Genomic DNA, 24,891 nt, shown 5'->3' with positions numbered 1-24,891 from the left:
CGTTAGGCCCGGGAATCGATCCGGCCGCTGACGGCAGACGGAGAAGTCTGACCCGCTTTCGGATTCCCGTAGTTCATTGACTTGATCTGCGGATACAACAGGTTTATATTCAGCCTGGTCCATTGCAGAGACTGTCTGAGCAGATGCTGGTTCAGCTGATTGGCCTGTTTTAGTTGAAAAACCGAACGGGCCAGTTCGCGAAATAAAGACTGCCATTCGGGCCGTGCTCCGGCAGGCACGGCAGCGGCTTCCCATTCGCTGAACGTCGGCGCGGCGGCATTTCCCCCCGCTTTTCCGATATCCTGCCCGGCAACCGCCGCTCTTTTTTTCTCGATTTTAATCAATTTTTCAACAAGCGGCTGCTCCAGCCCGGTGAGACGGCCGACTTCCTGAGTGTTGCCGTTTTTAATCGCTTCCGTCTTTTTGAGGGCGATTTCATACAACTTTGCCTGAATATCGATTAACTGTCTGATAAGATTTTTCATAGTATCCACCGGCATCTTACACACTCCCCGCTGGAAAACGAACCCGGCCTTCCGCCGGTACCGCATTTTTATTTTTGATTCCAATAAGCATATATTTTCTGCGCAACATCTTCAGAAGCGACATGATAGGTTCCTGCATCCACCTGGTTTTTAATCTGATCCACTTTTTGCCGGCGTGCTTCTTCCAGTCTCTGAGATCCCTGGAGCCGCTTGGCTTCAGAAGAAATTTCGACTTTGTCATTTTCGGCCGCCGGAGCGGCCGGCTGATCAGCCGGCTTGCCGGGATTATAATTGGTATACGGCTGAATAGGCTGGTAACGATTGACTTTCATAGTGTTCACCTCATTTTAGAGGAAATGAATCAAACAGGCTCACACAAGATCCGCCGTTTTGCAATGCGATCCCGTGATCACTCATTCGAGAAAACGTGCCGGCATTGGGCCGCCGCAAGCTTCCCAATTTCTTTATCGGCTTGAAGCGGGCCTATGTTTAATACGATTCGGGTTAACCGGCCGGCAGCCATTCCCCCGGCGCGTTTACGCGTTTATTTGATATGATAGGTTTTTCCCCTTTTTCTTCCATCTTTCTTTTCCTGCTCCGCGTTTTCCTGATTGATTTCCTTCTCAAGCCGTCTGCGGCAATTATCGCACAGAACGCCTTCTTTAATGATGGTGCCGCATGATCTGCATGGATAGCCCAGATTCGGGAACAGGGCCGGAACCAGCCTGCCTTCCCGGACCCACTGATAGATCAGGTCTGTCTTAACACCGGTTGCTTCGTGGACCTGGGGCACGGTTGCCGTCCGGTTCTCTTGGCGGGTAATATAATGATAAACAAGTTCAAACTGGCGATCCTGTTCTTTCAGGCATTCCGGACAGAACGGGGAGACCGTTTTCACAAAAAGTCTGCCGCAGTTCGCGCAATTGGCAAGTTCCGTCAACGCAAACCCTCCTTTTATAACTCTTCCTTAATTATAAACGAAATAATCCCCGTCTTGCACTCTGTAAGTCTATCGGCCCGATTCTGCAAAAATTTTAGATACTTTAGCCATAAATGTGTTTGTTTTTTTTTTCATCTCTGCGACCTTATTCATGCTAAAATGGTCATTGAGTTTGTTTGGGAGGGGAGCAAACGACGGCCTCCGCTGCTTTGAAAAAAATTTTTCATCATTCACCTCTGATCGGCGAGTCGGGAGAAAAAGACGTTCTTCCAGAATAAACGAACAGGCTCAATAATAGTGATTAAAGTTATCTTTGAAGATAGAAGGTGTGCTTGTGCGTTTTTCAAAAAAGAAGCGGTTTGTCTGGTTTGTGCTGTTCGTTCTGATGCTGGCCCTGATCATCGCAAATCTGAAAATGCCCGGCGGCTCCGATCGTTCGAAGCGGCAGCCGTTTTCATTGTCCAGTTCCATCGGCCGCTTTTTCGCCGGGGCGGGTGCGGCCATTGAAAGGGTGACTCAAGATACGGCTGAAGCCGTCTCCGGCGGGCATTCGCAGGCCTCCCATGTCCTCATTGACGTGCCGGAAATCCGCCAATATCCGGAACTGCCCCGCGGCTGCGAAGTGACATCGCTCGCCATGCTGCTGGAGCAGGCCGGCGTCAAGGTCGGTAAAATGGAACTCGCCCGCCAGATAAAAACAGAACCCTATTATCAGAACGGACAGTTCGGCAACCCGAATGAGGGTTTTGTCGGAAGCATGACCGACCGGAACCAGCGCGGCTACGGCGTATACCATGAACCGCTCGCACGCCTCGCACGCAACTATCTTCCTTACCAGATCGTCGACCTGAGCGGAAAACCGTTCGATGCCGTACTTGAAAGGCTTCGCGCCGGCTTTCCGGTCGTCGTGATTACTAACGTAACATTCAGACCGCTTCCCAAGAGTGATTTTCAGACGTGGACAACCGCCGACGGACCGGTTACCGTCACGAATATGGAACATGCCGTTCTCGTGACCGGATTTGATCAGAACCAGATCTTTTTTAACAATCCGCTCGGCGGAAAAAACGAAACGGCCGATAAGACGGCTTTTATCCAGGCCTGGCAGCAGATGGGAAGCCAGGCCGTCAGCTATCATAAATGGCCGTTCTTTTAATCGCCTAATAGAGGTCTTTAAAAAAGCGCTTGAAACAAATCGTTTGCGCAAAAAAAAATGGTGTGCGGAGCCTTATCCATGAACCAGAGTCAGCGAGTCGATCCGCAGCGGCCCCGCCGCTTCAAGTGCTCTCGCTGCCATGCGCAGTGTTGCGCCGGTTGTGTAAATGTCGTCAATAAGCAGGACCTTTCTGCCGGAGATGGATCCGGCGGCTTCCGGATCGGGCAGAAAAGGATTTTTATCGGCGCTCAGCCGTTCCCTGCGGCTTTTTTTGCTTTGTTTCCGCTCGCTTCCCTGACGGATCAGCGCGTGCGTAAGCGGTTCTTCAAGTAATTCCGCAAGAACAAGCGCCTGATTGAAACCACGCTCCCAAAGCCGTTCTTGACTGAGCGGAATCGGCACGATCTGATACTTCTCCTTTGCTGCCCCGCGTTCGCCGGCCCTTAGCCGCTCCCGCCGGATTCCCCGGCCGCTGCCTTTCAGTTTCCTGTATGCGGAGCGAAACTCCCTTTTGAAACCTGCAGCGAGCAGCGCGTCGCCGCGGAACTTGAACCTCGTCATCATTGCTTTCATCCCGTCATTGTATGTAAAAAGGGAACGGTTCCGGCCGAACAGACCGTTCCGGCCGCTCTTTTCCCAGTACCGGCAGTCGCTGCATATCGAACCGCTGACAAAACGTACGTCAACCAGCCGGAGATCGCGTCCGCAGGAGAGGCAGCAGCGGCGCAGATCGATCGGTTCCAGACTTTTCCTGCATTTTCTGCAGAAACCCGGATCTGTACTGGCCAGCAGAAGTGTGCGGACGGTCAGAGGATCCTGCCTGATCCCGCCGCAAAAAAGGCAGCGTGTCCTGTTCAAAATCCGCCCTCCTCATTCATCTGCTCAATATGGCGGCGCGCCCGCACCATTCCCAGCGTCCGCCCATTATGAAAAAAGACGGCATCACCGGCCGGATGGTCCGGAGAACGTCCGACCCTTCCCGCAATCTGGACAAGCGCCTGTTCGTCAAAAACGGGATCGTCCGCACCGAAAACCGCAGCTTCGGCAGCCGGAATCGTTACACCGCGTTCCAGAATGGTCGTTGTCACCAGAATCCGGATCCGCCCTTCCCGGAAAAGCATCACCTTAGCATGGCGGTCCGGATCATCGGCATGTACGCCGGCCGTGGGGCCCAATGCTTCCCGCTGCAGCAGTTCGGTCAGATCCCTCAATAGAGACACGGAAGGAACAAAGAGGAATATGCGGATGCCGGCCTCCGTTTTTTCTCTGATCCATTTCAGCATGGCAGGGGGCAGGAGCCCTTTCGCAACCGACTTCTTCCAGTTGCCGATCCAGCAGAAGCGGGGCACGGGCAGAGGATGTCCGTGAAAACGGCGCGCTATTTTGATGCCCCGTAAATCTCCGCGCAGAAAGGCGTTCTTCAGCCCGGGCGGAGGGGTCGCGGTCAGATAGGCAAACGGTGCAGTTTCTTTGGCCGCTTTCTGAACGGCATACTGCAGCATCGGGTCGAAATGGAAGGGAAAAGCGTCCACTTCGTCAATGAAGATGCGGTCGAAATAGCGGTGAAAGCGAATCAGCTGGTGGGCGGTTGAGATGACGAGCGGCGCGTCCGGAATCCTGTCCTCGCTTCCTGCATAGAGGGCACTGACCGGGACATTGGGAAACGCAGCTTTCATCCTTGGAAAAAGTTCCCTGACGACATCCGTTCGCGGCGTCGTCAGAACTACGCGTTCATTTCGAAGCAGTGCGCGTTCGATAGCGGGAAACAATAATTCTGTCTTACCGGAACCCGTCACCGCCCAGATCAGAAAAGATTCCCCCTCACTCTGGCAGCGGACCAGTTCGGCCGCCGCCGCGGCCTGCTCCTCTGAAAGGATTCCCGACCATTGGCAGAGTCTTCCGTTTTCGCCGGGCGCTGCGGAAAGCCGCCGGGGTTCAGGGCCGATCCACGTCGCCAGCTCCGTACACGATCGGATCACTCCCATGTTCAGGCAGCGGCGGCAATAGGCACATGAGCGGTTGCAGCGTCCGCACGTACAGGTCCCGAACAGTTCGGGATCCGTATTGCCGCAGCGCCGGCACACCCATCTTCGGCCGCCGGACAAAAAGGGGAGCAGTCCCCCATCGGCAGTTTCGATTCCGTGCTGAAGCGCAATGAACCCTTTGCGAACATGCTGTTTAATCGTTTCCTTAGAAAAAGGGAGTTCCTCAACTCTGTACTCCCTCCCATATAAAAAGCGCTGTAAATCGTGGTTAAAGTCAGACCGAATCGAATCATCGCGGAATAAAAGCATGATGGACAGACCTTCTTTCGGAGAATGGAAAACTGAGGAAATGAAGCCGGCTGGCAAAAAAGAGATAAATACGCGGCATGAACTATTCCATGAGGCATCTTTGGGAATAAGGGAGCAAAACGGACCTGCCTTTCTTAATTATAAATTCAACACCGGCAAGCGTACTCCTTCTTTTTCGACAATTTTTTATCACAGCGGTTTATAAGGAGCAGTATCTGAATGAAAAATCGGATGCCGGATGCGGCGGAAAAGCCAATTTCCCCCGGCGGGCAAACCCGGATGTTTTCCGTATATTCTCACTGGTTGATTCTATTGCGATTACTGTTGATTCTCCGCAGCTTATCATAGATTCTTTACGGTTTACTGCGGATTCTTCCGCCATTGCTGATAAGAACGAAACTGTCAATTTCTAAGGATTTACCGCTGATTTTGCAGCCGCCGGCTTATCCGGATTAAACTTTTTCACTGTTTTGTCAGGAAAAAGTTCATTCGATTTTCTCTTTTTCGTTTTTACACTGAATAGTGAGCCAGCCGTTCATCTCCGTGCCTGACCCCATTTGTAAAAACCAGCATGGCTTTTTTTCAGAATCTGCCCGGGTAAAGCCTCCTGCCCGTTTTTCTACAGACGCATCTGCGGAGGGTTTCTCACCAACCAATGGCCAAAATAAAAGAACCGCAGCCCATTTTTCCGCGATTCCCGCCATTGCGCCCGAGCACAGAAACTGCTGCCGGACCGTACGTCTGATGTTTTTTACCGGCTTGAGACAACGTCGCCGTCCACTCTTTTTCTTAATCCGCATGCCTTTCTCCGGATAAACGTTCAGTAAATCTTGACCCAGCCGTTTTTGATTGCCTCAACCACAGCCTGAGTACGGTCGTCGACGTTCATCTTCTGCAGAATGTTACTGACGTGGTTTTTGACCGTTTTTTCACTGATGTACAGATTTTCACCGATTGCACGGTTGCTTTTCCCTTCAGCCATCAGCTGAAGCACTTCACATTCACGGTGTGTGAGAATATGAAGCGGCGGCCGGAATTCGAGATCGCGAAATCCGGACGGTTCGGTTGAGTAGCCCTGTGACGCAAGCCTTCTGAATTCATTGACGAGATTGTGCGTCACCTTCGGATGAATGTAAGCTCCGCCCTGGGCAACAATCCGGACGGCCTCAATCATTGAATCCGCATCCATCTCTTTGAGCAGATAGCCCAGAGCTCCGGATTTCAGCACATGGGTGACGTAACTTTCATCATCATGAATCGAAAGAATGATCACCTTAAGGCCGGGATGATTGTTAATCAGCTGTCTTGTCGCCTCAACACCGTTCAGTTTGGGCATATTGATGTCCATCAGAACCACGTCGGGTTTGGATTCATCGATCAATTTTTCAGCAATGATGCCGTCGTCGCCTTCCGCGACAACTTCAAAATCCGGCTCCATATTCAATATTCTTTTAACGCCTTCCCGAAAAAGGCGATGATCGTCGATCAATACAATTTTTGTAACCTTTGGACGAACGTTTGTCACTATCCTACCCGCTGCAGAAAACATGAACCTCCCGCCTGTCCGGAAAATAACGGCCGATAGCGGCCGCACGCTCCGGGGCAGGTCTTGTTCTTACCGTACCCTTCACGCATTTAACCGGCCGGATCCGGGATCATCCGTGCCGCCCCTTCCGCAGCAGGCTCCTCACCTCTCTTTTTAACGGTCAGCCAATAGATATGAGACGGCGGGGCACCCTCCCATCTGACATTTTTATAAAATCAATTACCCTTTCAGTTCATCACCATGCTGGATCGGAATATTAATTAAGATCGAAGTCCCTTTGCCAATTGCTGAATGAATGACCAGCTTTCCGTTTAATAATTCGGTTCGTTCTTTCATCCCGATCAGACCATAGCTTCCTTCTTTCTTGACCGACTGATCAAAACCGATACCGTCGTCCTTTACCTGCATCTGCACTCTGTCGTTGCGAAATTCCAGGCGGACAGCAATGTGTTTCGGGTGGGCGTGGCTGCAGGCATTTTGAACAGCTTCCTGCATCAGCCGGAAAAGTGCAGCTTCCATCCGCGACTGCAGACGTTTCTCCTTGCCCAGGCAGCGAAAGTTGATTTCAATAGCAGGATAGTCTCCGTTGACTCGATGAAAATATTTTTGAAGTGTCGGCGCCAAACCCAGATCATCCAGACTCATCGGCCTTAAATCGTAAATAATCCGCCGGACTTCGGCCAGAGCATCCTGTACCATGACCCGGTACTTTTGCAGCTCATATCTGGCCGCTTCGGATCCTTCTTTTTTGCCGACGCGTTCCACAACATCGAGCCCGAGCAGGACCTGGGCCAGCGTCTGAGCCGGGCCGTCATGAATTTCGCGGGAGAGCCTTTTCCGTTCTTCTTCAAGGGCTTCGATGATCTTCAGACCAAGCGCGCGTTGTTCACGCGCGTTGGCGACCATTTCTCCCACCTGTTTCAAGTCACTCGTCAGATAATTAAGGACAACCGTTACCTGCCCCACCAGACTGTCCGCTTTCTTGATCGTCGCCGACAGCTGCACGAGACGGCGTTCCAATTCGTTGCGTCGGGCCTTCATCTGTTTTTCCATTTCGCGGACAATCGACAGTTCATTCTGAATGTTGTTTGCCCGCTCATAGGCGGTCCGAATATCTTTTTCTCCGTAATGGTCAAACGCTTGGCTGATTTCGGCCAGTCGTCCCCGCGATTTTCTCGCCTCAATTTCCAGCCGGTCGCTGCGCTCAATCACTCCGGTTAACTCATGCTTTAACAAGTGAAGTTCCTTAGCCAGCTCGTCGTGCTCTTTCCTGGATTGTTCGCCTATTTCAAAAATCTGGGTTTTGCTGTCGCTGACGTTCTCAATCATATCGTTGATGATTTTATCAAGGTGTTTGATGTCATGCGCATCATGTTCATTTTTGTCGGCTGACATTTTTTCCCTCCATAGTAACAAATGTAGCGGAACAGAGCCGTACCCGCTAGACACCTTGTACCTATCTCCCTATAGTACCAAAGAACTAATTCACTTTAAAACAATCTATTTCCATTCTTTAATAGCATCAGACGTATTACAAGTGTAAATGTTACCAATTATTTTTATAATAACATAAAATATACGTTTTTATTAGTTCGGAAAAGCCCGGCCGATGATTGATTTGTCAAAGCAAGAATGGTATGTTTTTGTAAAATCGATCTGTATGATCCGTCTCAGATCTTGTCATTTTTTCATAGACGGATCCTGTTTTCATAATGACTGTTTGCTGATCCCGCACGAAATGATTTTTTGCACGTGTTTGTTTCAAAATGCGCAGAGAATAACTGGTTTCCCCTAATGATTCACAGAGCCGCACCGAGCATTCAAAAATCGGCGCGCACTCCCGGAAATTCCGATACGAAGCAGCGAAATTTGGAAGAAGATGTCCCGATCAAAGGAAACGTCCTGAAACGGACAAAATAACGGCCAAGGAGCTGGTTTTGATGACATTATCTTCTTATATAACAGTTATGCACCCCGCAATCAAAGAAATCGAGATTCGCCGTTCCCGATTTATCGCCAGCGTTTTCCCGGTTGTCTCGGAAAACGATGCGGCCGCGGCGATCGAGGCTAAGCGCAAGGAACATTGGAAGGCGAACCATCATTGTTTTGCCTATGTCATCGGCAAGAAGCAGGAAATCCAGAAAGCAAGCGATGACGGGGAACCGAGCGGAACGGCGGGCGTACCGATTCTCGACGTTCTGAAGCGGCGCGGACTCTGCGATGTATTAATCATCGTCACCCGCTACTTCGGCGGAATCAAACTGGGAGCAGGCGGTCTGATCCGCGCTTACGCCCACGCTGCCGGTTCAGGACTCGCCGCTGCCGAGGTGATCGAGCAGATTCCCGCGGATTTATGGCGCACGAGCGTCGACTACCATTTGAGCGGTTCAATCGATAATAAGCTTCGTGAATCTTCCTATCTTGTTAAGAACGTGCAGTATACCGATAAAGTTTCATTTGATGTTTTTACCCGTCAGGAGGAGAGTTCCGTTTACACTAACTGGATCAGGGACCTGACAAACGGCACGGCAGACAATAAAAAGATAGAGGAACTCTATCTTCATAAAAAGCTGCCGGAACCCGCGGACAGATAAGCCCTTTCAACAACCGGCCCGGTTTCCCGGCTGCGCCTCCCCTTTTTCAGCAATTCCGGAGCAGACCGGCACCGCGCTCCTATTAGAAAACCGGGCCCCGCCGAACTTTTGCTGCAGACGAGGCCGGGACAGCCTGATGCCGGACAGCCCGCGGGACGCGGCGCTGATGTTCGGTACTTACATTGCAATTCTTAAAAACATATAATAAAAAAGCCGGAACCCCCTTGCCTGGTCCCGGAACAGAACTGCCCTCCCGTTTATTTCACCTTGGCCAGACTGATCGCCTTAGCCAGGCTGATAATCCGCTTATAGATCTTCAGCAGCGGCCTGTAGCCCGCGCTCACCAGTCCGACACCTTCCACCACCAGTTCAATCGTCAGCATCACGCCGATAATAATAATCAGCGAGCCGAGCAGCGTAGAGGTCGAGAGCAGAATCGCCGCAAGAGCGAACATCGCGCTCATTCCGTACATCAGCACCACCGTCTGGCTTTGTGAAAAGCCATAGCGAAGCAGACAGTGATGGAGATGCGACCGATCAGGAGCCGTCAGCGGCCTCTTATTGACCAGCCTTCGGATAATCGCGAATAGTGTATCGGAAATCGGAACGGCAAGAATAACGACCGGAACGACGAGCGAGAAAAGCGTTACATTCTTAAAACCGAGCAGAGCCAGAACCGAAATGACATAACCGAGAAAATAACTCCCGGTATCTCCCATAAATATTTTTGCCGGATGAAAATTATAAGGAAGAAAACCGAGCGTGCTTCCAAGCAGTACCGCACTGACCGTAAATACAAACAAATCATTTTCTGTCAGCGCAAGACCGGCAATCGTCATGAGAACAATGCTGGAAACACCGGCAGCCAGCCCGTCCAGTCCGTCAATCAGATTGATCGCATTGGTAATGCCCATAATCCAGAGAATGGTCAGCGGGATGCTCAGCCAGTGCAGGTAAAGCACGCCGTTAAATGGCAGATTAATATAAGTAACCGTGATTCCGCCCTCGACAATAACCAGGGCCGCAAGAAAATGAGCAACCAGTTTCACCCGCGGCGTCAAAGAGTACAAATCATCCAGAATACCTGTCAGAATAATGATCACGCTGCCCGCAAGCAGCGGCACTGTATAGCTGCTGGCCGGCCACAGAATCGCCATGCCAATCAGAAAAGCTAAATAGATTGCCAGCCCGCCCATGCGCGGCATAATTTTTTTGTGTACCTTGCGGGCATTGGGAACGTCGGTCGCACCCGCGCGAATTGCAAGCTTTTTTACAAGAGGCGTCAACCCGATTGCCGCCAGAAAACATATGACAAACGTCAAATAGACCATAGTGTCAGCCTGCCTTGTATCCAAAATTCCCGTCCGGTAAAACGCTAAAACGGTTTTCAAAGAAAAATAATCTTGTCTTGTTTTGTTCAACCGATATTATATCACATTGTAAAGAGGATACCAGTAATTTCTTAACAATCTCTTTACTTACTTTTTTGTTGATTCCCTTGACAAATCGTTCCGAATCATGCTTTGCGGCCCACAGGCCGCTTATTCCACAGAGCTCTTTGAAAACCTTTCAACAGGCCAATATCTTGGACATGCAGTCTGCATTTTTATAGGTAAAATTCAAAAAGCGATCTCTCGCCACGTGATATGACCTAACTGCTAGTTTACATTTTTTTCGGCTCATCGGCCGGACTTTGGTATTTTTTTGACTTTTCCGCCCGAGACGGGCGTCTCAGCATTTAAAGACAGACAAATACGGAGTATAAGAAAAGCTTGACAGGAACGGTTCCGTCGATGAAAATGATACAATATGAGACATGCTGAATACGGATTCATAAGAAGGGGTTCATTTTGACGAACAAGCAGCCCATCGGAAATATAAACATGAGCGTGTTCCTTTCAAAGGAAAAATTTGTTGAAACGCTTGCCTGCAAGGCTGAGGAAAAAGAAAAGCTGAATCTTTATTTTCTAAATGATCACGGGTTCAATATTGCCCAGAAGGACGCAGAATATCGGAAAATCCTGAATCGGGCCGATTATCTGCTTAACGACGGGATCGGCATAAAACTGGGTGCCAGAATATGGGGTATTCACGTTGGCGAAAATTTGAACGGCACGGATCTGATCCCTCTCTTTCTTCGTGAGTGCGAAAAGAAAGGCTGGTCCGTTTATCTGCTGGGATCGACCGAAACCATTGCCGGCGAAGCGGCACAGCACCTCCGGGAAAAATACCGCCGGCTGAAGGTCGCCGGATCTCACCACGGCTATTTTCGCGGCGAGCAGGAAATCGTCCGGGCCATCAATAAGTCCGGGGCCGACGTGCTGATCGTCGGCATGGGCATGCCTCTGCAGGAAAAATTTATCGACCGCCACGACCGTGAGCTGGCACCCCGTATCCGTATCGCTGCCGGAGGCTATATTGATTTCGTTTCGGGAGAAAAGCCGCGCGCACCGAAAGTGATGCGAAAACTGAACCTCGAATGGCTTTTCCGGATGATACTTGAGCCGAAAAGGATGTGGCGGCGGAATGTGGTCGGCCATCTGCAGTTTTTTTTCAAGGTCATCCAATTAAAAAGGAAAAAACGTTTGTAAATCGGCGGCCGGCAGGAGACATAGGAGCAAAGCCCGTCCGGTTCGGTTTCATATAATTTGTCTCCGGGCCGCAGCCGATAAATCGTGCAGCCGGCTGTGCGGCCCTGTTCTCTTCGTCTTCTATGACACGAGTACTGCCGGTCCTCTTTTGAAGCTGAAATACTTGCTGCCTGATGCCGTGCAGGGGCACCAAAGCAAAAAACAATGGACCCGGCACAGCCGCTTTCTTTGCCGAACTCCGTACATGGGCATGAAGGCCGTGTAAAGTCCGGCATGATTGCCGGAAAAAAGGCTTCTTCTGCGGATCAGTCCCTATCAAAAACGGACATCAAATCTCCCCGATATGATCTTTTCGCTGCTTACAGCTTCAGATTATAAGATTGCACACGCTTTTGAACTCAGCCGGCCCCGTCGGTTTGCAGCCCCGTCCGATCTTTCCGGCGGGTAAACATGTTTATATTCAATATGGCTTTCTACGACTTCTCTGCTGCAAAATGATAGAATGATAGAGGAACGATATCATGATGAAGGAAGGATCCGTATGGACAAAAAATTTTTTATACGCAATCGCAGCAAGCTCTATGAAACACTTGAAGATCAGTCGCTGACAATCCTTTTCGCCGGCGAGGCGGCGCATCAGTCAGCGGATGAGAGCTACCCCTTCTACCCCAACCGGAACTTTTATTATATGACCGGAATTACTGAACCGAAAGTTGTTTTCGTCGCTGCCAAGTTTAATGAAGAAGTCAGCGAAACACTTTTTATCCAGCGAGCCGACCCGTGGATGGCCAGATGGTACGGAGAAACCATCACACCGGACGAAGCCAGGGAAGCTTCCGGTGTTGAAAATATTGAACTGCTCGATAAACTGGACAGTTTCATCCGCTCGCAGTTCGACGGCCGTGTCTACAGGCATCTTTACGCGGATCTTGAGACCAAGTCATGGGAATATCCGGCCAGGCCAGCAAATAAATTCGCTGCCGATGCGGCGGTCACTTATCCTTATCTGTCGGTCCATAATCTCTATCCCGTCATCAGTGATCTTCGCGTGGTCAAGTCCCCGGAAGAGATCGATCTGCTTCGCCGGGCCGGACAAATCACGGCGGACGGTATCAGAAATGTCCTCGCCAACGCAAAACCGGGAATGAAGGAATATGAACTGGAAGCTTATTTCAATTTTGTCCTGAAGAGCCGCGGCATTACCGAATTTGCTTTTCCGACTATTCTTGCCAGCGGCTATAATGGCACGGTGCTTCATTATTCGGCCAATACCGGCACCGCCGCGGACGGAAATCTCGTCCTGCTGGATCTGGGTGCCCAGTATCAATATTATAACGGCGATATCAGCTATACTTTCCCGGTTAACGGAAAATTCACCGACCGCCAGAAAACCATTTACGACATCGTCCTGCGCTGCAACCGGGAGGTCACAAAGAGGGTCAAACCGGGAATCGCTTTTGAAGATCTGAACGATTTTACAATCAGATTTCTTACTGAAGAGCTGCTCAAAATCGGCCTGATCCAAAAAGCGGAAGAACTGCGCAAATATTACTTCCATCATGTCAGCCACTCGCTTGGACTCGACACACATGACGTCGGCAATTACCGCGATATAAATCTCGTGCCCGGTGAAGTCATCACCAACGAACCGGGGTTGTACATTCCGGAAGAAAGCATCGGTGTCCGGATAGAGGATGACGTTCTTGTCACCGAAGACGGCTATGAGGTACTGACTGGCGGTCTTCCCCGGACTGTCGATGAAATTGAAAGTTACATGGCCGAGCACAATAAAAACCTGCAGTAAATCCATACGGTCCCAAGCGTTTTCCTTTTCGTTCCATGCTTTCCGCCGCAATCAGATAGCGTTGCGGCTTTGTGACGGTCAACGCACCACCAAAAAGGAGGAGTTCTAAATGCAATATCGTCATCTTGGAAATTCCGGACTCAAGGTCAGTGCAGTCAGCCTCGGAAGCTGGCTGACCTATGGCGGCTATGTGGCAAATGAAAATGCGGTGAACACAATTCTGAAGGCCTATGACCTCGGCATTAATTTTTTTGACACGGCCAATGTCTACATGCGCGGCGAAGCGGAAAAAGTGGTCGGCAAAGCGATTAAAGCTTTCCCGCGGGAATCAATCGTCCTCTCGACGAAGGTCTTCTTTCCCATGGGTGACGGTCCCAACGACCGCGGCCTGTCCAGAAAACATATCATGGAGCAGGCTGAAGCCAGTCTGAAGCGGCTCGATGTTGATTACGTCGATCTCTATTACTGCCACCGCTTTGATCCGGAGACGCCGATTGAAGAAACGCTGCGCGCCTTCGACGATCTGATCCACCAGGGCAAAGTAAATTATATCGGCGTCAGTGAATGGACGGCCGCTCAGATCACGGAAGCCGCACACATCGCCGACGAAAAGCTGCTGAATCATTTTGTCGCCAACCAGTCGCAGTACAGCATGCTTTACCGCAGGATTGAAAATGAGGTTATCCCCGTCAGCGCCGCCCACGGTGTCAGCCAGGTCTGCTGGTCTCCGCTTGCCCAGGGCGTCCTCACAGGAAAATATAAGTCGGTCAATGATGTCCCGGCCGGAAGTCGTGCGGCAGAACAAAGCGGATCTGTTCACCGCTTTCTGACGGCTGAAAACCTGAATAAAGTCGCTCAGCTCCAGAAAGTAGCCGAAGAACTGGACATCAGTATGGCTCAGCTCGCCCTCGCCTGGATTCTTCGTCAGGATAACGTAGCGAGCACGGTCGTCGGCGCCAGCAAACCGGAACAGATTATCGACAACGCCCAATCCGCCGATATAACACTTGACAAAGAAATAATTGACAAAATTGATGCCATTTTAGCGGATTAAAAGATTTAAAAGGCCGGATTCCCTCAGCTGGTTGGGAGGATCCGGCTTTTTGTATGTGTTTTTTCAAGAGCAGGTCGACTGATTTTTCGGTAATTCGGTAAACGGAAAAATTACAGCCCCGAATTCCAGGGCTACCGGCCGAATACGGCTCCCTTCCAGCCGGATTCGGGGGGCTATCGGCCAAATACGGCTCCCTTCCGGCCGAATTCAACTTCTGAGCTGCTATTTAATTTTTTTTATGACTTTTTTCAAGCTGCTTAAGAATTTGATCTTCCAAAAAATAGGTTCGCTGTTTGAAATTCCCGCTATATGGAAATTTATAAGAATGAAGCATTTTTCTGACGACCGAATCGGATTGAATCTGTAAAAAGTCGCGGAGCTGGCTGTTAGTGACAATCGGTCCAAACAGATGTCGATAATCATTAATTGCGATTAATTGAGCAGTTCTGGACTCAAAGCCGCAAGCAGGGCAGGTCCAGACAGCCGAATGCCTGTTCATCGCTAATTTTTCACATCTTGGGCATCGTACGCCGATAAGGATTTCTTCAGGGACAGTACCTGTTTGTTTAAAAACGTCAATTTCGAGGTCCTTGTGCTCACTTAGCAATTTTTTGGATAGATCCAGGAGTGTACTGCGGTCGACTGCGGGTCGCGGATACTGTTTTTTTAATGAGGAAATGCGAATCGGGAGAAAATCCGAAGTGCAGATGTGATTCTGCTGGTCAGCGAGATCCAGATGCAGAATCGATTTTGAGGGAATGAATACCACCTGGGTTTGAATGGGAATTCCCGTGCATCCCCGTAAAAGCAGCCACGAACTCAATTGCTCTTTGAGACGGGCATTCTGTATCATCGGATTCGGAAAAGCTTCCTCGGTCCGGTCTGTACTCCGAATCATCTGATGTTTATTGATGGTTACTCTTACCATTATATTTTTGACTTCCAGAATGAGAAAAAAATACGGAGAGAGAACGAGAAAATCGATTTGAAAATAATGAATTCCGTCATACAGTCTCAGATTATGAAAAATCGAATATTCATCCGCGGAAAGAAAACTGAGAGGATAATCCAGTGATTTTTCTCCTTTGAACCCCGCCAGATATTTTGACATTTGCAAGTACACATCTTGTTTTTTGGAACTGTCAGGATTTAAACGCTGAAACAGAATTTCAAACTGTTTCACTTGAAACGGGATCTGAATAGGCTTAAGATACACACGGTGCCACCTCCTTTTCCTTCGTTTACCTGCACCTAGATCTTTATCGTGATTGGTGCAGGCCGCCCGGATAACTCCGCCTCCTTTCCCTTCGTATCAATTTGGCCAAACTCTTGTATCCGCTGTTCATTTCTTCTTGAAGCGGCATTCAATACTTCATGCTGAATTGCATTCGACATCATCTTCCACAATCCTGCAAAACCCGAAATAAAGCGAGCATTTTATTTTCCGGGAAATATTCTTAACCTTGAAAAATCGGCTGACTAAGTTGTTTAGCGATAAAATTAATATAACGAATATTGTGAGATATGCTAACATGTAAAGAGCAGCTGTCTCTATCAGATGAAAGGATTCGGACAATTTTAGTACCTTACGGCCTCTTCGTTTGACGGTTTTTGCGGGCCTAACGGATATCCGTTTTATAATTGAATGCTCAGATTTGAATCAGATGGTTCATTCAGAAAAAGTTTATCTTTTTACTGGCAAAAAGCAGCAGCATCTCAATTTAAGATCAAGATAAATGTTTCGAAAGAGATGAAGAAATGTGCAAACACAAAAAATGAAAGTCGTCATTGCGCCAGACTCTTTTAAAGAATGTCTGACCGCGCTGCAAGCGGCGGATGCGATTGAAACGGGATGGCTGCGGGTCTGGCCGGAAAGTGAATGTGTTAAAGTACCGATGGCGGACGGCGGTGAAGGAACGGTCCGTTCTCTGGTCGACGCCACGGGCGGAAAGATTATAAAAAAACAGGTAACCGGCCCGGAGGGAAAACCCGTTAGCGGATTCTTCGGCCTGCTCGGCGGCGGAGATACAGCGGTCATTGAAATGGCCGCTGCGGCAGGGTTGGATTGCGTTCCTCGCAATCGGCGCAATCCGCTGAAAGCAACCACTTTCGGCGTCGGCGAACTCATTCTTGCGGCACTGGACCGCGGGGTCAGCCACATTATTCTCGGGCTCGGCGGAAGTGCAACCAACGACGGCGGCTGCGGTATGGCTCAGGCGCTCGGAGCGAAGCTTCTTGATTCCAAGGGTTATGCAGTCGGCCCTGGGGGTGCGGCACTCGCCGAACTGGCTTCCATCGACTTATCGGAGCTGGACAGCAGAATAGCCAATGTGCGGTTTGACATCGCCACAGATGTCAGCAATCCGCTGACCGGCAGCAAAGGCGCTGCCGCTGTCTTTGCTCCTCAAAAGGGGGCTTCGCCGGAAGATGTGCGGATACTTGATGAAGCACTTGTGCATTTTGCTCATATCGTGAGGAAAGATCTCGATATCGAGATCGATCAGGTGCCCGGCGCGGGCGCGGCGGGCGGACTGGGGGCCGGCGCTCTCTGCTTTCTTGGAGGGACGATCTGTCCGGGAGTTGATACAGTTATTCGGGCTGCCGGGCTGGAAGAAAAAATGCAGGGAGCCTCACTGGTCATTACCGGAGAAGGAAAAATTGACGGTCAGACGCTTTTCGGCAAAACGCCGGTCGGCGTAGCACGATGTGCAAAAAAGTCGGAAATTCCTGTCATTGCGCTGGCCGGATCCTTGGCGGACGGCAGCCGAAACGTTTACCGCCACGGCGGCATTGACGCGCTGTTTTCCATTGTTCCGGGTGCTGTTTCTCTTGAGGACGCCCTTGCACATGCCGAGACCAATCTGAGTCGGACTGCGGAAAACATTGCTCTTGTTTGGCGTCTCGCTCAGCACTTCCCCAGCGCTTGAATTGTCTGCTGCTCATAAAAAGAGCGGCTCGGTGGTGAACACGGATTGGTTTTGCTTATAAAAAAGGCCTTATTTCCGTATTTTTTATGCTGAAAATACCCGTCAGGCAATTTTTTAAACGAGTTTTAAAAACCAATCAGCCAGGGGGTTGACGTTTGCCAGATACAGATTTTTACAGTTTGATTAGATCATCTGCACCCCCCAGTCAGCCATGGAAGGGCAGTCTTTCGAGCAAGATTCATGAACGTCGTGCCATGCGATTCCCCGGCCTGACATTATAAAAAAGGCTGTTCCCGATCTGTTCGCCGGAGCCGCAGGCGTGAATCCCGGCTTCACCCCCCAGACAGCTTAGGGAGACAGTCTTTCGGACATGATCTGCGAACATCAAGCCATGCCTGACTCTGATACTATAAGGGAAAACTGTTTCCAATCTGTTCGAAGGAACCGCGGCGTTTTTTTTGCTTCAGGTCCGCTTCACCCCGCGGACGGGCCGGTCCTCAGATCTGCACAGATCAAATGGGCCGCAAGACTGGTTGCCCGTCCGTCCGCTGCTTTGGCTTCCCGCCTCGAGCTTTTCAACGCTGAAAGAGCAGGCAATCCGGCCCGAGAAATCGATTATTTAGACAGGCCGAGATCACGGCCTATTGCCTTCAGCCAGATATCCTGTCCCGCCTTGTTCATTGTGTGCCCGTCCGCTGCAACGACACCGGCCCGTTTTGAACCTCCCGGCCAGTTCGGCAGATAATTGAGGGTTGCGAGGTTCTGACTTTTGACATATGTGCTGAGCTGATCGATCCGATCATTTATGTACGGCGCATTCGCCGAATAATTGGGCAGAGAAATAAAGAATGCAGCCTGAGGATACTTCAGCCTGATTTTCTCTTCAAGCAGAGCAGTAACGGAATTTGTGTCATCCGTGCTGACTTTGCCGTCATCGTTGTAGAGCAGGGGCGTATAGATAACCGCATCCGGATTGCCGTTGCTGCTTTGGAACAGGCTTTCTATCTTTGCCTGGTTCAGCTGCAGCGATGTACTCTTACCCAAATCGACCGCTGTGACTTTAAAAAACAGGCTGCCGAACGAACTGTCCAGCCGCTGCTGCAGAAGCAGGGACAAAGCCTGGACATTCTCGCTGCCGATCATTACAACCCGGACCTGTCCGTTGTTCGCCAATGCTTTCTGTGCCGCCTTCTGCATCGTTCGCGGCAGCTTCGCAATCTGAGCCTTCACTTTTTTGGCAGCGATACCGTTTGTGCCGCTCATGTCGCCTGCCGAAACAGATCCGCTCCCAATCAGCGCCGAATCGGCTTTGGCAATCCGGCCCAGTCTATGATTCCAGTAAATATTTCCGCCGACGATTGCAGCAATACAAACAATAGAGACAAGAACCAGCCAGAATTTTTTCAAATAATCCACCTTCACTATTTTCCGCCTATTTATTATCGGTCCACCTGAAAAAAGCATATAGATGACTCATGGGAAATGCAATAGTTTTTTTGAATAAATATTAAAATGATCAAAAAAATGACGGAGCGGATCCGCAGCGCCGGTACCTCGCAATGGAACCGCCTTGCCATGGATGTTTTCTATTCGGCGGTATTGGCATTCTGCTCCCTGATCACCACGATGTTGACGCGCCGGTTCATCGCCTTATGTGCCGCTGTATCATTCTTAGCGACCGGTTTGTATTCTCCATAGCCGACAAAATGGAACCGTTCCGCCGGAAGCTTGTCCTTCTGAATCAGATAATTCATGACCGTCTGTGCACGTACTCCCGAAAGTTCCCAGTTTGAGTGGAAAGGCGAGTGATTGTTTCGAAACGGTGTATTGTCCGTATAACCCTCGACCGAGACGTCGTTCGGCACCCCGCCCAGTATACCGCCGATTTTTTGCAGGACCGGCAGGGCATTCGGCTTAAGGTCCGCTTTGCCGAGATCAAAGAGGATGCTCTCGCGCAATGTAAGCTGAATCCCTCTTGGCGTATTGGTCAGTGAGACATCCGGGCTCAGATGGTTAGCTTTAATGTATTGATTCAGCTTCAGATAAAGGGCGTCCAGCTGCTGATTATCGTTTTTCTGCTGCTTATCGGTCAGGGCATTCGATTTTTGCTGAACGGCCGTCGTCGGGCTGGTCTGTCCCTTATCGGTGGCCGGATAGCCCATATTCTGAAGAATGGTTTGTCCCTGGAAAGAAGCTTTAAGCGACGAGACCAGCGCATTGAAACGCTGATTTTCAATGGAGCTCATCGAAAACATGACGATAAAAAATACAAGCAGCAAAGTGATCAGATCGGAATAAGTAATCATCCATCTTCCCAGATCTTCATGATCATCCACTTGTTTCAAATGTCTTCTTTTATGTGTATTATGTGTGTGCGGTTTATTCATGGTTCGCGGCCTCTTGATAATTGCCTTCCGACCACTCGGATTCACTCGCGTTGCCTCTGAGCCGCTCTTCCACTTTCTCCTTATCTTCCTCGCTTAGAAAGGCAAACAGCTTTTTGCGGAGGATCAGTGTATTTTCTCCGAACTGGATCGACAGGATCCCCTCCGCCTTAATCTGCCGGATCAGCACATCTGCGGCAAGATTTGCTTTAATCTTATTGAAAATCGGCAGGAAAACAACGTTGGCTCCCGAAACCCCGTAGAGCGTCGCAATAAAGGCAACTGCGATCGCCGGTCCGAGGCTGCCCGGGTTGCTCAGAGTGCCCAGCACATGGACCAGGCCCATGACGGTACCGATAATGCCCATCGTCGGCGAAAATCCCCCGGCGGCTTCGAACATCCGTCCCATTGATAGGATCTGCCGTTCATAGAGTTCGATATCGCGGTTCAGGATATCATCGATCACGTCGGAATCAACGCCGTCGACGACCATCTGGATGCCGTTGGACATAAACGAATCTTCGCTGAATTGATCCAGTTCTCCTTCCAGGGCAAGCAGCCCTTCGCGTCTGGAAATATTGGCCAGACTGATCAGCTGTTCAATCGTGGCTCCCGTATCCGCCTTCGGTTTGACGAACGCATATTTTATGATGAACGGTAATTTTTTTAACGTTTTCCCGGGAAAACTGACGATCACGGCACCGATTGTCCCGCCGAAGACGATCAGCAGAGCGGTCACCTTAAATAATGCCACGAACGTTCCGCCTTCAAGCAAAAATCCCGCTAATAATGACAGCACTCCAAAAAGCAAGCCGATGACTGTAGATATTTCCATGTAGGTCAATCCCTTCAGCTCTTGTACCTTATAACCCTTTTATCGGCTATTCTTTATTTTTATTGAACCCCTCGAATTAAGAAGGTAAAAAATCATCATGCACAAAATAGGCCGTTTTTCCTATTTTATTAGCAAATTACTTTTTTTACATTTTTGCTGTGAAGTTTTTTCTATGGCCTGTCGATATGATAATTAGTGGATTAATACACAGTGCACTTTTAAACAACATTTGTTAAGATGACTGATGTGTGTGGCGTTGTTTTTTTAGAAAATCAGATTAATTGAGGCCGTTTTTCCCTTATATCGGGAGCTTCCTTTCCATCTGCTCTTCCGGCCGAAAATGGCCGGACCCATGAGACTGTTTCCGCCTCTTATTCGTGACCCGCCGGAAGAGCCTCCCAATCTTTATTTGGGACAATTTTTGTTGGGAGTGAACGACACCATGACTAAAGTTGTTAATGTGACAGATTTAACGGATGGCTGCATTCTTTCAAAAGATATCTTTATTAATTCATCCGTGCTTTATCGTTCCGGAACTTATGTCACTCCCGCCCTTGCTGATGACCTTTCCGAAAAAGGCGTTCAGGAGGTTTCAATTAAAAATGGGAAGACGACGGTTTTTCACAGAAACTTTCTCGAAGAGCAGGAAATGACCGCTCATCAATTGAAGGCGCTGACTGAACGGTTTCAGAACGATATGTCCGAAATAGCCGATGAACTGCGCTACGGACGGATCCTGCATGCGGAAGCATCCTATAAGTGGCTCCGCTCATTTTATCTTCGCACTTTTTCGAATCCTACGGTGGGCTTGCTGATGGACAGCCTGAAGCAGTGGGATCCGATTTGCTACATCCATTCCGTTGATGTCTTCGTGCTTTGCAGCCTGTTCATCCGGCGCCTCCATATGAAAATGCCGAAGGGCTTCATCCTCGGCTGCCTCCTTCATGATGTCGGCAAACTTTATACCCCGCGTTCTATCCTCTTAAAAACAGGCAAGTTAACGGAACGGGAGTATGAACAAATAAAAGAACATACTCTGCAGGGGTACGAACTGCTGAACAAGCTTGGATTCTCGGCCGAAACATGCAAAATCGTCCGTTCCCATCACGAGCGGCTGAACGGAAGCGGCTATCCGGATCATTATGCGGTCGCTGAACAGGACCGCGACCTGAAATCGATCGCAATAGCCGATGTCTATTCCGCGCTGACTCTGAAAAGATCCTATCGGAGCCCGATGCAGGCGACCCGTGCAATCCAGATTATTCTGAATGACTGCATGCGCAATAATCTGGACCTGAAGAGCTGTTTCGCTTTCATTAATTTTGTGCACATTTTCCCGCCGGCAACCCAGGTCCTGCTTACGAACGGCAAGGTCGGAACAGTGGTGCTCAACCGCAACGGCTCGGAAATTCTGCCGAAAATCAAACTTCAGGAGCGCAATCGCGTGATCCAGCTTCCCAGCGACTTGTCGCTGACCGTAAAAAGCGTGATCGGCTGGGACAGCAAGGAAATCTTGATGCAGGAAAAGCAGAACTGGAGCGACTATATACAAAATATCATTGACGGCAATGCACTGAAGGCACTCGATCTGCTTGATGCACTGTCCGACAGTAAGCGGATTGAAAATGTCTTTATTGATCTGTTTGAACGTTCAATGAATGAGATTGAAAAACGTACCGATTTAAAACCTGTCGATCTGTCGATTGCCCGGACGACAACTATGTCGCTGCTCAACTGGAAAATGCTCAAATTACTGCAGGATCGTAAAGTGGAGATGGGCGAAGCCGTTACCGCCAATTTTGACTCGGTCAACGAACAGCTGCCGATGAAGATGATTAACGATCTTTTCGCCATTAACGGCTGGAAAACATATTTTATCGGAGAAAATGCGAACCTTGCGATGATCGGCGATCTGATCGAGCGCAAAAAAGCAGGCTATCTTGCAGTGTCTCTGACTGAAGAAGCACACATGTTCAAGGTGTTCAACATGCTGAATGTGCTCAGAAAAGCGCACCCGGAGCTCATTATTTTCGTCCATGGAGCGGGGGCTCATCTGATCGACGATATATCCATCCGCGGAATCATGACCAGCAGCGATCTTTCCGAATTCGTCGTTAATTTAAGGAGGCTGTTCCAGCTTAAAGCGGCAGGGTGCAAAAAAAGCTGAGCAATCAATAAGGATCAAGCCGTTAAAAAATGTATTATAAGTGAAGGCCGAAGAAAAAATGACTTTTTCTATCCGGAATGGCTGCGCGGATCCCTTTTCTATAAAGGAAATCCACGCTTTTAATTTACTATCATGAAACGGGTTCCGCATGCCGCCGCGCTCATGATCGGCCCGTCCCGGCTCTCCGAAAACAGCCGTCAGTTAATAAGGCGCCTGCTTCGTGACTGAATAAAAGAATACAGATATTCCTTTGACTCATTGGTCACTTGTGCCGTGCATTGATGATCGGCCCGTCCTGCAGCAATCTATTCTCTTGAAAGGCGCTATCATTTCCGCGATCGATAAACTTCCTGCAGCGGCGGATGAATCAGGCACAATCCCGTAATCAGCAGTTCGCGTGAGGCAAGCACGGCGCTGCGCACCGGCTGTTTCGAGCCAGGAGCTGGCCGGAAACCTTGCCCAATCCGCACTTATTGATTTCAGCCCGCGTACTGTCGATTCTTTGGCCATTACTTGTCGCTTTTCCGCCCTTTCCTAATGATAAGCGGCAATCTACTGCCGCTTCCCGCTATGATTCATATGAACAAGCGGCAGGCCGGAAAAAAAGAGCGGGCGCTTCCGAACGCCCGCCCACATATGAAATGATCTTTTCAGCCGGCTATATCGCCCTTCGGAAAAATGGGGCGTCTTTCACGCATTCACGTTACATCCCGACCAGACATATGGCTGCGGGGAAAAGAAACGCCTGAATCGCTGAATGCCGGACCCGGATCTATTTTGTACTTCGGAAACTCTTCCGGCCCGGATCGCCTGTATCTAAAAGGCCCGGCAGAAAATTGATCTGCCGGACCTGACTTCATATGTTGTATATCTTCAGAAATCCATCCGATCAGCCGATAACTTCAATCTTGTCTTTGCCGCCGAATTTTTCATACCAAGGTGTCGCGTTTTCAGCAAGAATCTCATTCAATTCTTCAACATTCTTTTTGCCCTGGGACTGGAGCCATTCGATGGCACCCTTTTCGCCGTTCTTACCGTAGGCTTCTACGCCGTCGCGCCAAGTTGCGCGGCCGCAAAGAACACCGTTATATTTTGAGCCTGCATCGTGAGCGAAAACAAGCGTCTTCTGGAACAGTTCCGTCGATACGCCCGCGCTCAGCCAAATGTAAGGAATTGTCGTTTCTTTGTCAACCTGACGGAAGTATGCTTGGGCTTCTTCCGCAGAATATACGGCTTCGTTTTCGCCGACACCTTCAACACGGCTCATGTCTACCGGCACTTCAAGCTTCAGTACGTCAATGCCGTACCGTTCCTGCGTGAAGACTTTGATCGATTCCAGGACTTTGTGCGGTTTAACTTTTGCAAATTCAGCCTTGTCCTTGATCGCTTCATCATAGGTGACAATTTCGAAGAAAAACGGAATATCTTCCGCTTTGCATTCGGAACCAACCCGTTCAACAAAGGCTTTTTTGATGTCATTGATTTCGTCCGGTTCATCCGGATCGAAGTAAAGGAGCACCTTGACCGCATCGCCGCCGTTTTCCTTGATCCGTTTTGCCGACCAGTTAGGAAGAAGATCGGGAATGCGGCCCGGAGTGGTTGCATCATAGCCTGTCTTTTCATAAGACGTCAGCAAGCCGCAGTTTGCGTCACGTTTTTTGCCTGCCGGAATGCCGTATTCCGGATCCAGCAGAATTGCACTTGTATAAGGAGTCAGTTCTTGAGATACAAGCGTTTTGAAATCCTGAAGTTCTTCAGTCGTTGCGTCGGTACCCTTCGCTGCACCGATCATCCTTTTCAAAGAACCACGTTGATCAATAGCAAGAGCGGCAATAACACCCTTGTCGTTGGACAGCTTTTCAAGAAACTGAAACTTGCCTTTTTGCAGTTTAACCATTACCTATTCCTCCAAGCTAGAATTTTGGACATGAAACGGCCCATTACAGTACAATCGGCAAGCGCACCTAAACCGTTGAGACCGCCGCCTGCCGTCTTTCCTTCACAATTTTCATTTTACGTCACATTCCGTCAGAAAGTCAATTTGCCCTTTGCGATATTACTGTGAACAACACACAGGATTCCGTCTCAGAATAACGCCCTTCAAGACGGGCCGG

21 protein-coding genes are annotated in these 24,891 nt (G+C 49.6%); 7 read left to right on the top strand and 14 right to left on the bottom strand.

Features of this window, described 5'->3' with window-relative positions:
• Positions 1–2 precede the first annotated feature (2 nt).
• The 3 genes from flgN to OYT88_RS05740 form a co-directional block, all read right to left on the bottom strand.
• The gene (gene flgN / locus OYT88_RS05750) at positions 3–500 is read right to left on the bottom strand and encodes a flagellar protein FlgN (RefSeq protein ID WP_274398517.1); all 498 of its coding nucleotides are present in this window, start codon (positions 498–500) and stop codon (positions 3–5) included.
• 53 nt (positions 501–553) lie between these two features.
• Positions 554–817, bottom strand: coding sequence for a flagellar biosynthesis anti-sigma factor FlgM (flgM, locus tag OYT88_RS05745; RefSeq protein WP_274398516.1), 264 nt, complete (start codon positions 815–817; stop codon positions 554–556).
• Between the two features lie 212 nt (positions 818–1,029).
• On the bottom strand, positions 1,030–1,425 hold the full coding sequence (locus OYT88_RS05740) for a TIGR03826 family flagellar region protein (protein ID WP_274398514.1): 396 nt from the start codon (positions 1,423–1,425) through the stop codon (positions 1,030–1,032).
• A 334-nt stretch (positions 1,426–1,759) separates the two neighbouring features.
• On the opposite strand from OYT88_RS05740, the gene OYT88_RS05735 reads away from it, so the two are divergent.
• Positions 1,760–2,581, top strand: a complete 822-nt coding sequence (locus OYT88_RS05735) for a C39 family peptidase (RefSeq protein WP_274398513.1) — start codon at positions 1,760–1,762, stop codon at positions 2,579–2,581.
• A gap of 72 nt (positions 2,582–2,653) precedes the next feature.
• Here OYT88_RS05735 and OYT88_RS05730 read toward each other — a convergent pair whose 3' ends face one another.
• The 5 genes from OYT88_RS05730 to OYT88_RS05710 all read right to left on the bottom strand — a co-directional run bounded on the left by OYT88_RS05730 (position 2,654) and on the right by OYT88_RS05710 (position 7,816).
• Positions 2,654–3,439 carry a ComFC family protein gene (locus OYT88_RS05730; RefSeq protein WP_274398512.1) on the bottom strand — a complete coding sequence of 262 codons (786 nt, stop codon included), beginning with the start codon at positions 3,437–3,439 and terminating at the stop codon, positions 2,654–2,656.
• Positions 3,436–4,875, bottom strand: a complete 1,440-nt coding sequence (locus OYT88_RS05725; RefSeq protein ID WP_274398511.1) for an ATP-dependent helicase ComFA — start codon at positions 4,873–4,875, stop codon at positions 3,436–3,438. Before OYT88_RS05725 ends, OYT88_RS05730 begins: the two co-directional genes overlap by 4 nt.
• Before the next feature lie 485 nt (positions 4,876–5,360).
• Positions 5,361–5,675, bottom strand: a complete 315-nt coding sequence (locus tag OYT88_RS05720; protein WP_274398510.1) for a hypothetical protein — start codon at positions 5,673–5,675, stop codon at positions 5,361–5,363.
• 20 nt (positions 5,676–5,695) lie between these two features.
• A complete protein-coding gene (locus OYT88_RS05715) occupies positions 5,696–6,424 on the bottom strand; it encodes a response regulator (RefSeq protein WP_274398509.1) in 729 nt (242 codons plus the stop codon).
• A gap of 216 nt (positions 6,425–6,640) precedes the next feature.
• A complete protein-coding gene (locus tag OYT88_RS05710; protein WP_274398506.1) occupies positions 6,641–7,816 on the bottom strand; it encodes a sensor histidine kinase in 1,176 nt (391 codons plus the stop codon).
• Positions 7,817–8,361: 545 nt separating this feature from the next.
• Here OYT88_RS05710 and OYT88_RS05705 point away from each other — a divergent pair.
• Complete coding sequence (locus OYT88_RS05705) at positions 8,362–9,015, top strand: YigZ family protein (protein ID WP_274398505.1); 654 nt, start codon at positions 8,362–8,364, stop codon at positions 9,013–9,015.
• Between the two features lie 257 nt (positions 9,016–9,272).
• On the opposite strand, the gene OYT88_RS05700 is transcribed toward OYT88_RS05705, so the two are convergent.
• Entirely contained in the window at positions 9,273–10,346 is a 1,074-nt protein-coding gene (locus OYT88_RS05700; protein WP_274398504.1) for a glycosyltransferase family 4 protein, read from the bottom strand.
• A 519-nt stretch (positions 10,347–10,865) separates the two neighbouring features.
• Between OYT88_RS05700 and OYT88_RS05695 the strand changes: the two genes are divergently transcribed.
• The 3 genes from OYT88_RS05695 (at position 10,866) to OYT88_RS05685 (ending at position 14,464) form a co-directional block, all read left to right on the top strand.
• Positions 10,866–11,606: a WecB/TagA/CpsF family glycosyltransferase gene (locus OYT88_RS05695; RefSeq protein ID WP_274398502.1), complete on the top strand. Its 741-nt coding sequence runs from the start codon at positions 10,866–10,868 to the stop codon at positions 11,604–11,606.
• Between the two features lie 541 nt (positions 11,607–12,147).
• Complete coding sequence (locus OYT88_RS05690; protein WP_274398501.1) at positions 12,148–13,410, top strand: aminopeptidase P family protein; 1,263 nt, start codon at positions 12,148–12,150, stop codon at positions 13,408–13,410.
• A gap of 109 nt (positions 13,411–13,519) precedes the next feature.
• On the top strand, positions 13,520–14,464 hold the full coding sequence (locus OYT88_RS05685) for an aldo/keto reductase family protein (protein ID WP_274398500.1): 945 nt from the start codon (positions 13,520–13,522) through the stop codon (positions 14,462–14,464).
• Positions 14,465–14,690: 226 nt separating this feature from the next.
• On the opposite strand, the gene OYT88_RS05680 is transcribed toward OYT88_RS05685, so the two are convergent.
• Complete coding sequence (locus OYT88_RS05680; protein WP_274398498.1) at positions 14,691–15,680, bottom strand: NERD domain-containing protein; 990 nt, start codon at positions 15,678–15,680, stop codon at positions 14,691–14,693.
• 559 nt (positions 15,681–16,239) lie between these two features.
• Between OYT88_RS05680 and OYT88_RS05675 the strand changes: the two genes are divergently transcribed.
• The gene (locus tag OYT88_RS05675; protein ID WP_274398754.1) at positions 16,240–17,391 is read left to right on the top strand and encodes a glycerate kinase family protein; all 1,152 of its coding nucleotides are present in this window, start codon (positions 16,240–16,242) and stop codon (positions 17,389–17,391) included.
• A gap of 615 nt (positions 17,392–18,006) precedes the next feature.
• On the opposite strand, the gene OYT88_RS05670 is transcribed toward OYT88_RS05675, so the two are convergent.
• The 3 genes from OYT88_RS05670 to OYT88_RS05660 form a co-directional block, all read right to left on the bottom strand.
• A complete protein-coding gene (locus OYT88_RS05670) occupies positions 18,007–18,807 on the bottom strand; it encodes a hypothetical protein (RefSeq protein WP_443217494.1) in 801 nt (266 codons plus the stop codon).
• 170 nt (positions 18,808–18,977) lie between these two features.
• Positions 18,978–19,778 (bottom strand): flagellar motor protein MotB, encoded by an 801-nt coding sequence (locus OYT88_RS05665; protein WP_274398496.1) that lies wholly within the window; start codon positions 19,776–19,778, stop codon positions 18,978–18,980.
• Entirely contained in the window at positions 19,771–20,610 is an 840-nt protein-coding gene (locus OYT88_RS05660; protein WP_274398495.1) for a flagellar motor protein, read from the bottom strand. Before OYT88_RS05660 ends, OYT88_RS05665 begins: the two co-directional genes overlap by 8 nt.
• Positions 20,611–21,052: 442 nt before the next feature.
• Here OYT88_RS05660 and OYT88_RS05655 point away from each other — a divergent pair, with 442 nt between their 5' ends.
• Complete coding sequence (locus OYT88_RS05655) at positions 21,053–22,777, top strand: HD domain-containing phosphohydrolase (protein WP_274398494.1); 1,725 nt, start codon at positions 21,053–21,055, stop codon at positions 22,775–22,777.
• Positions 22,778–23,666: 889 nt separating this feature from the next.
• Here the strand turns inward: OYT88_RS05655 and lacD are convergent.
• Positions 23,667–24,674, bottom strand: coding sequence for a tagatose-bisphosphate aldolase (gene lacD, locus OYT88_RS05650; protein ID WP_274398493.1), 1,008 nt, complete (start codon positions 24,672–24,674; stop codon positions 23,667–23,669).
• Between the last annotated feature and the right edge of the window lie 217 nt (positions 24,675–24,891).

Source organism: Sporolactobacillus sp. CQH2019, assembly GCF_028765345.1.
Lineage (GTDB): Bacteria > Bacillota > Bacilli > Bacillales > Sporolactobacillaceae > Sporolactobacillus.
The sequence above is the reverse complement of the archived record's forward strand: the minus strand, read 5'-3'. Positions and strand labels throughout refer to the sequence as shown.

Bases quoted from the DNA above. Each gene is read 5' to 3' on its own strand.
- flgM (WP_274398516.1), bottom strand. From the start codon at position 817: ATGAAAGTCAATCGTTACCAGCCTATTCAGCCGTATACCAATTATAAT.
- OYT88_RS05705 (WP_274398505.1), top strand. From the start codon at position 8,362: ATGACATTATCTTCTTATATAACAGTTATGCACCCCGCAATCAAAGAA.
- OYT88_RS05690 (WP_274398501.1), top strand. From the start codon at position 12,148: ATGGACAAAAAATTTTTTATACGCAATCGCAGCAAGCTCTATGAAACA.
- OYT88_RS05720 (WP_274398510.1), bottom strand. From the start codon at position 5,675: ATGCGGATTAAGAAAAAGAGTGGACGGCGACGTTGTCTCAAGCCGGTA.
- OYT88_RS05700 (WP_274398504.1), bottom strand. From the start codon at position 10,346: ATGGTCTATTTGACGTTTGTCATATGTTTTCTGGCGGCAATCGGGTTG.
- OYT88_RS05675 (WP_274398754.1), top strand. From the start codon at position 16,240: ATGAAAGTCGTCATTGCGCCAGACTCTTTTAAAGAATGTCTGACCGCG.
- OYT88_RS05660 (WP_274398495.1), bottom strand. From the start codon at position 20,610: ATGGAAATATCTACAGTCATCGGCTTGCTTTTTGGAGTGCTGTCATTA.
- OYT88_RS05665 (WP_274398496.1), bottom strand. From the start codon at position 19,778: ATGAATAAACCGCACACACATAATACACATAAAAGAAGACATTTGAAA.
- OYT88_RS05725 (WP_274398511.1), bottom strand. From the start codon at position 4,875: ATGCTTTTATTCCGCGATGATTCGATTCGGTCTGACTTTAACCACGAT.
- OYT88_RS05710 (WP_274398506.1), bottom strand. From the start codon at position 7,816: ATGTCAGCCGACAAAAATGAACATGATGCGCATGACATCAAACACCTT.
- lacD (WP_274398493.1), bottom strand. From the start codon at position 24,674: ATGGTTAAACTGCAAAAAGGCAAGTTTCAGTTTCTTGAAAAGCTGTCC.
- OYT88_RS05685 (WP_274398500.1), top strand. From the start codon at position 13,520: ATGCAATATCGTCATCTTGGAAATTCCGGACTCAAGGTCAGTGCAGTC.
- OYT88_RS05715 (WP_274398509.1), bottom strand. From the start codon at position 6,424: ATGTTTTCTGCAGCGGGTAGGATAGTGACAAACGTTCGTCCAAAGGTT.
- OYT88_RS05655 (WP_274398494.1), top strand. From the start codon at position 21,053: ATGACTAAAGTTGTTAATGTGACAGATTTAACGGATGGCTGCATTCTT.
- flgN (WP_274398517.1), bottom strand. From the start codon at position 500: ATGCCGGTGGATACTATGAAAAATCTTATCAGACAGTTAATCGATATT.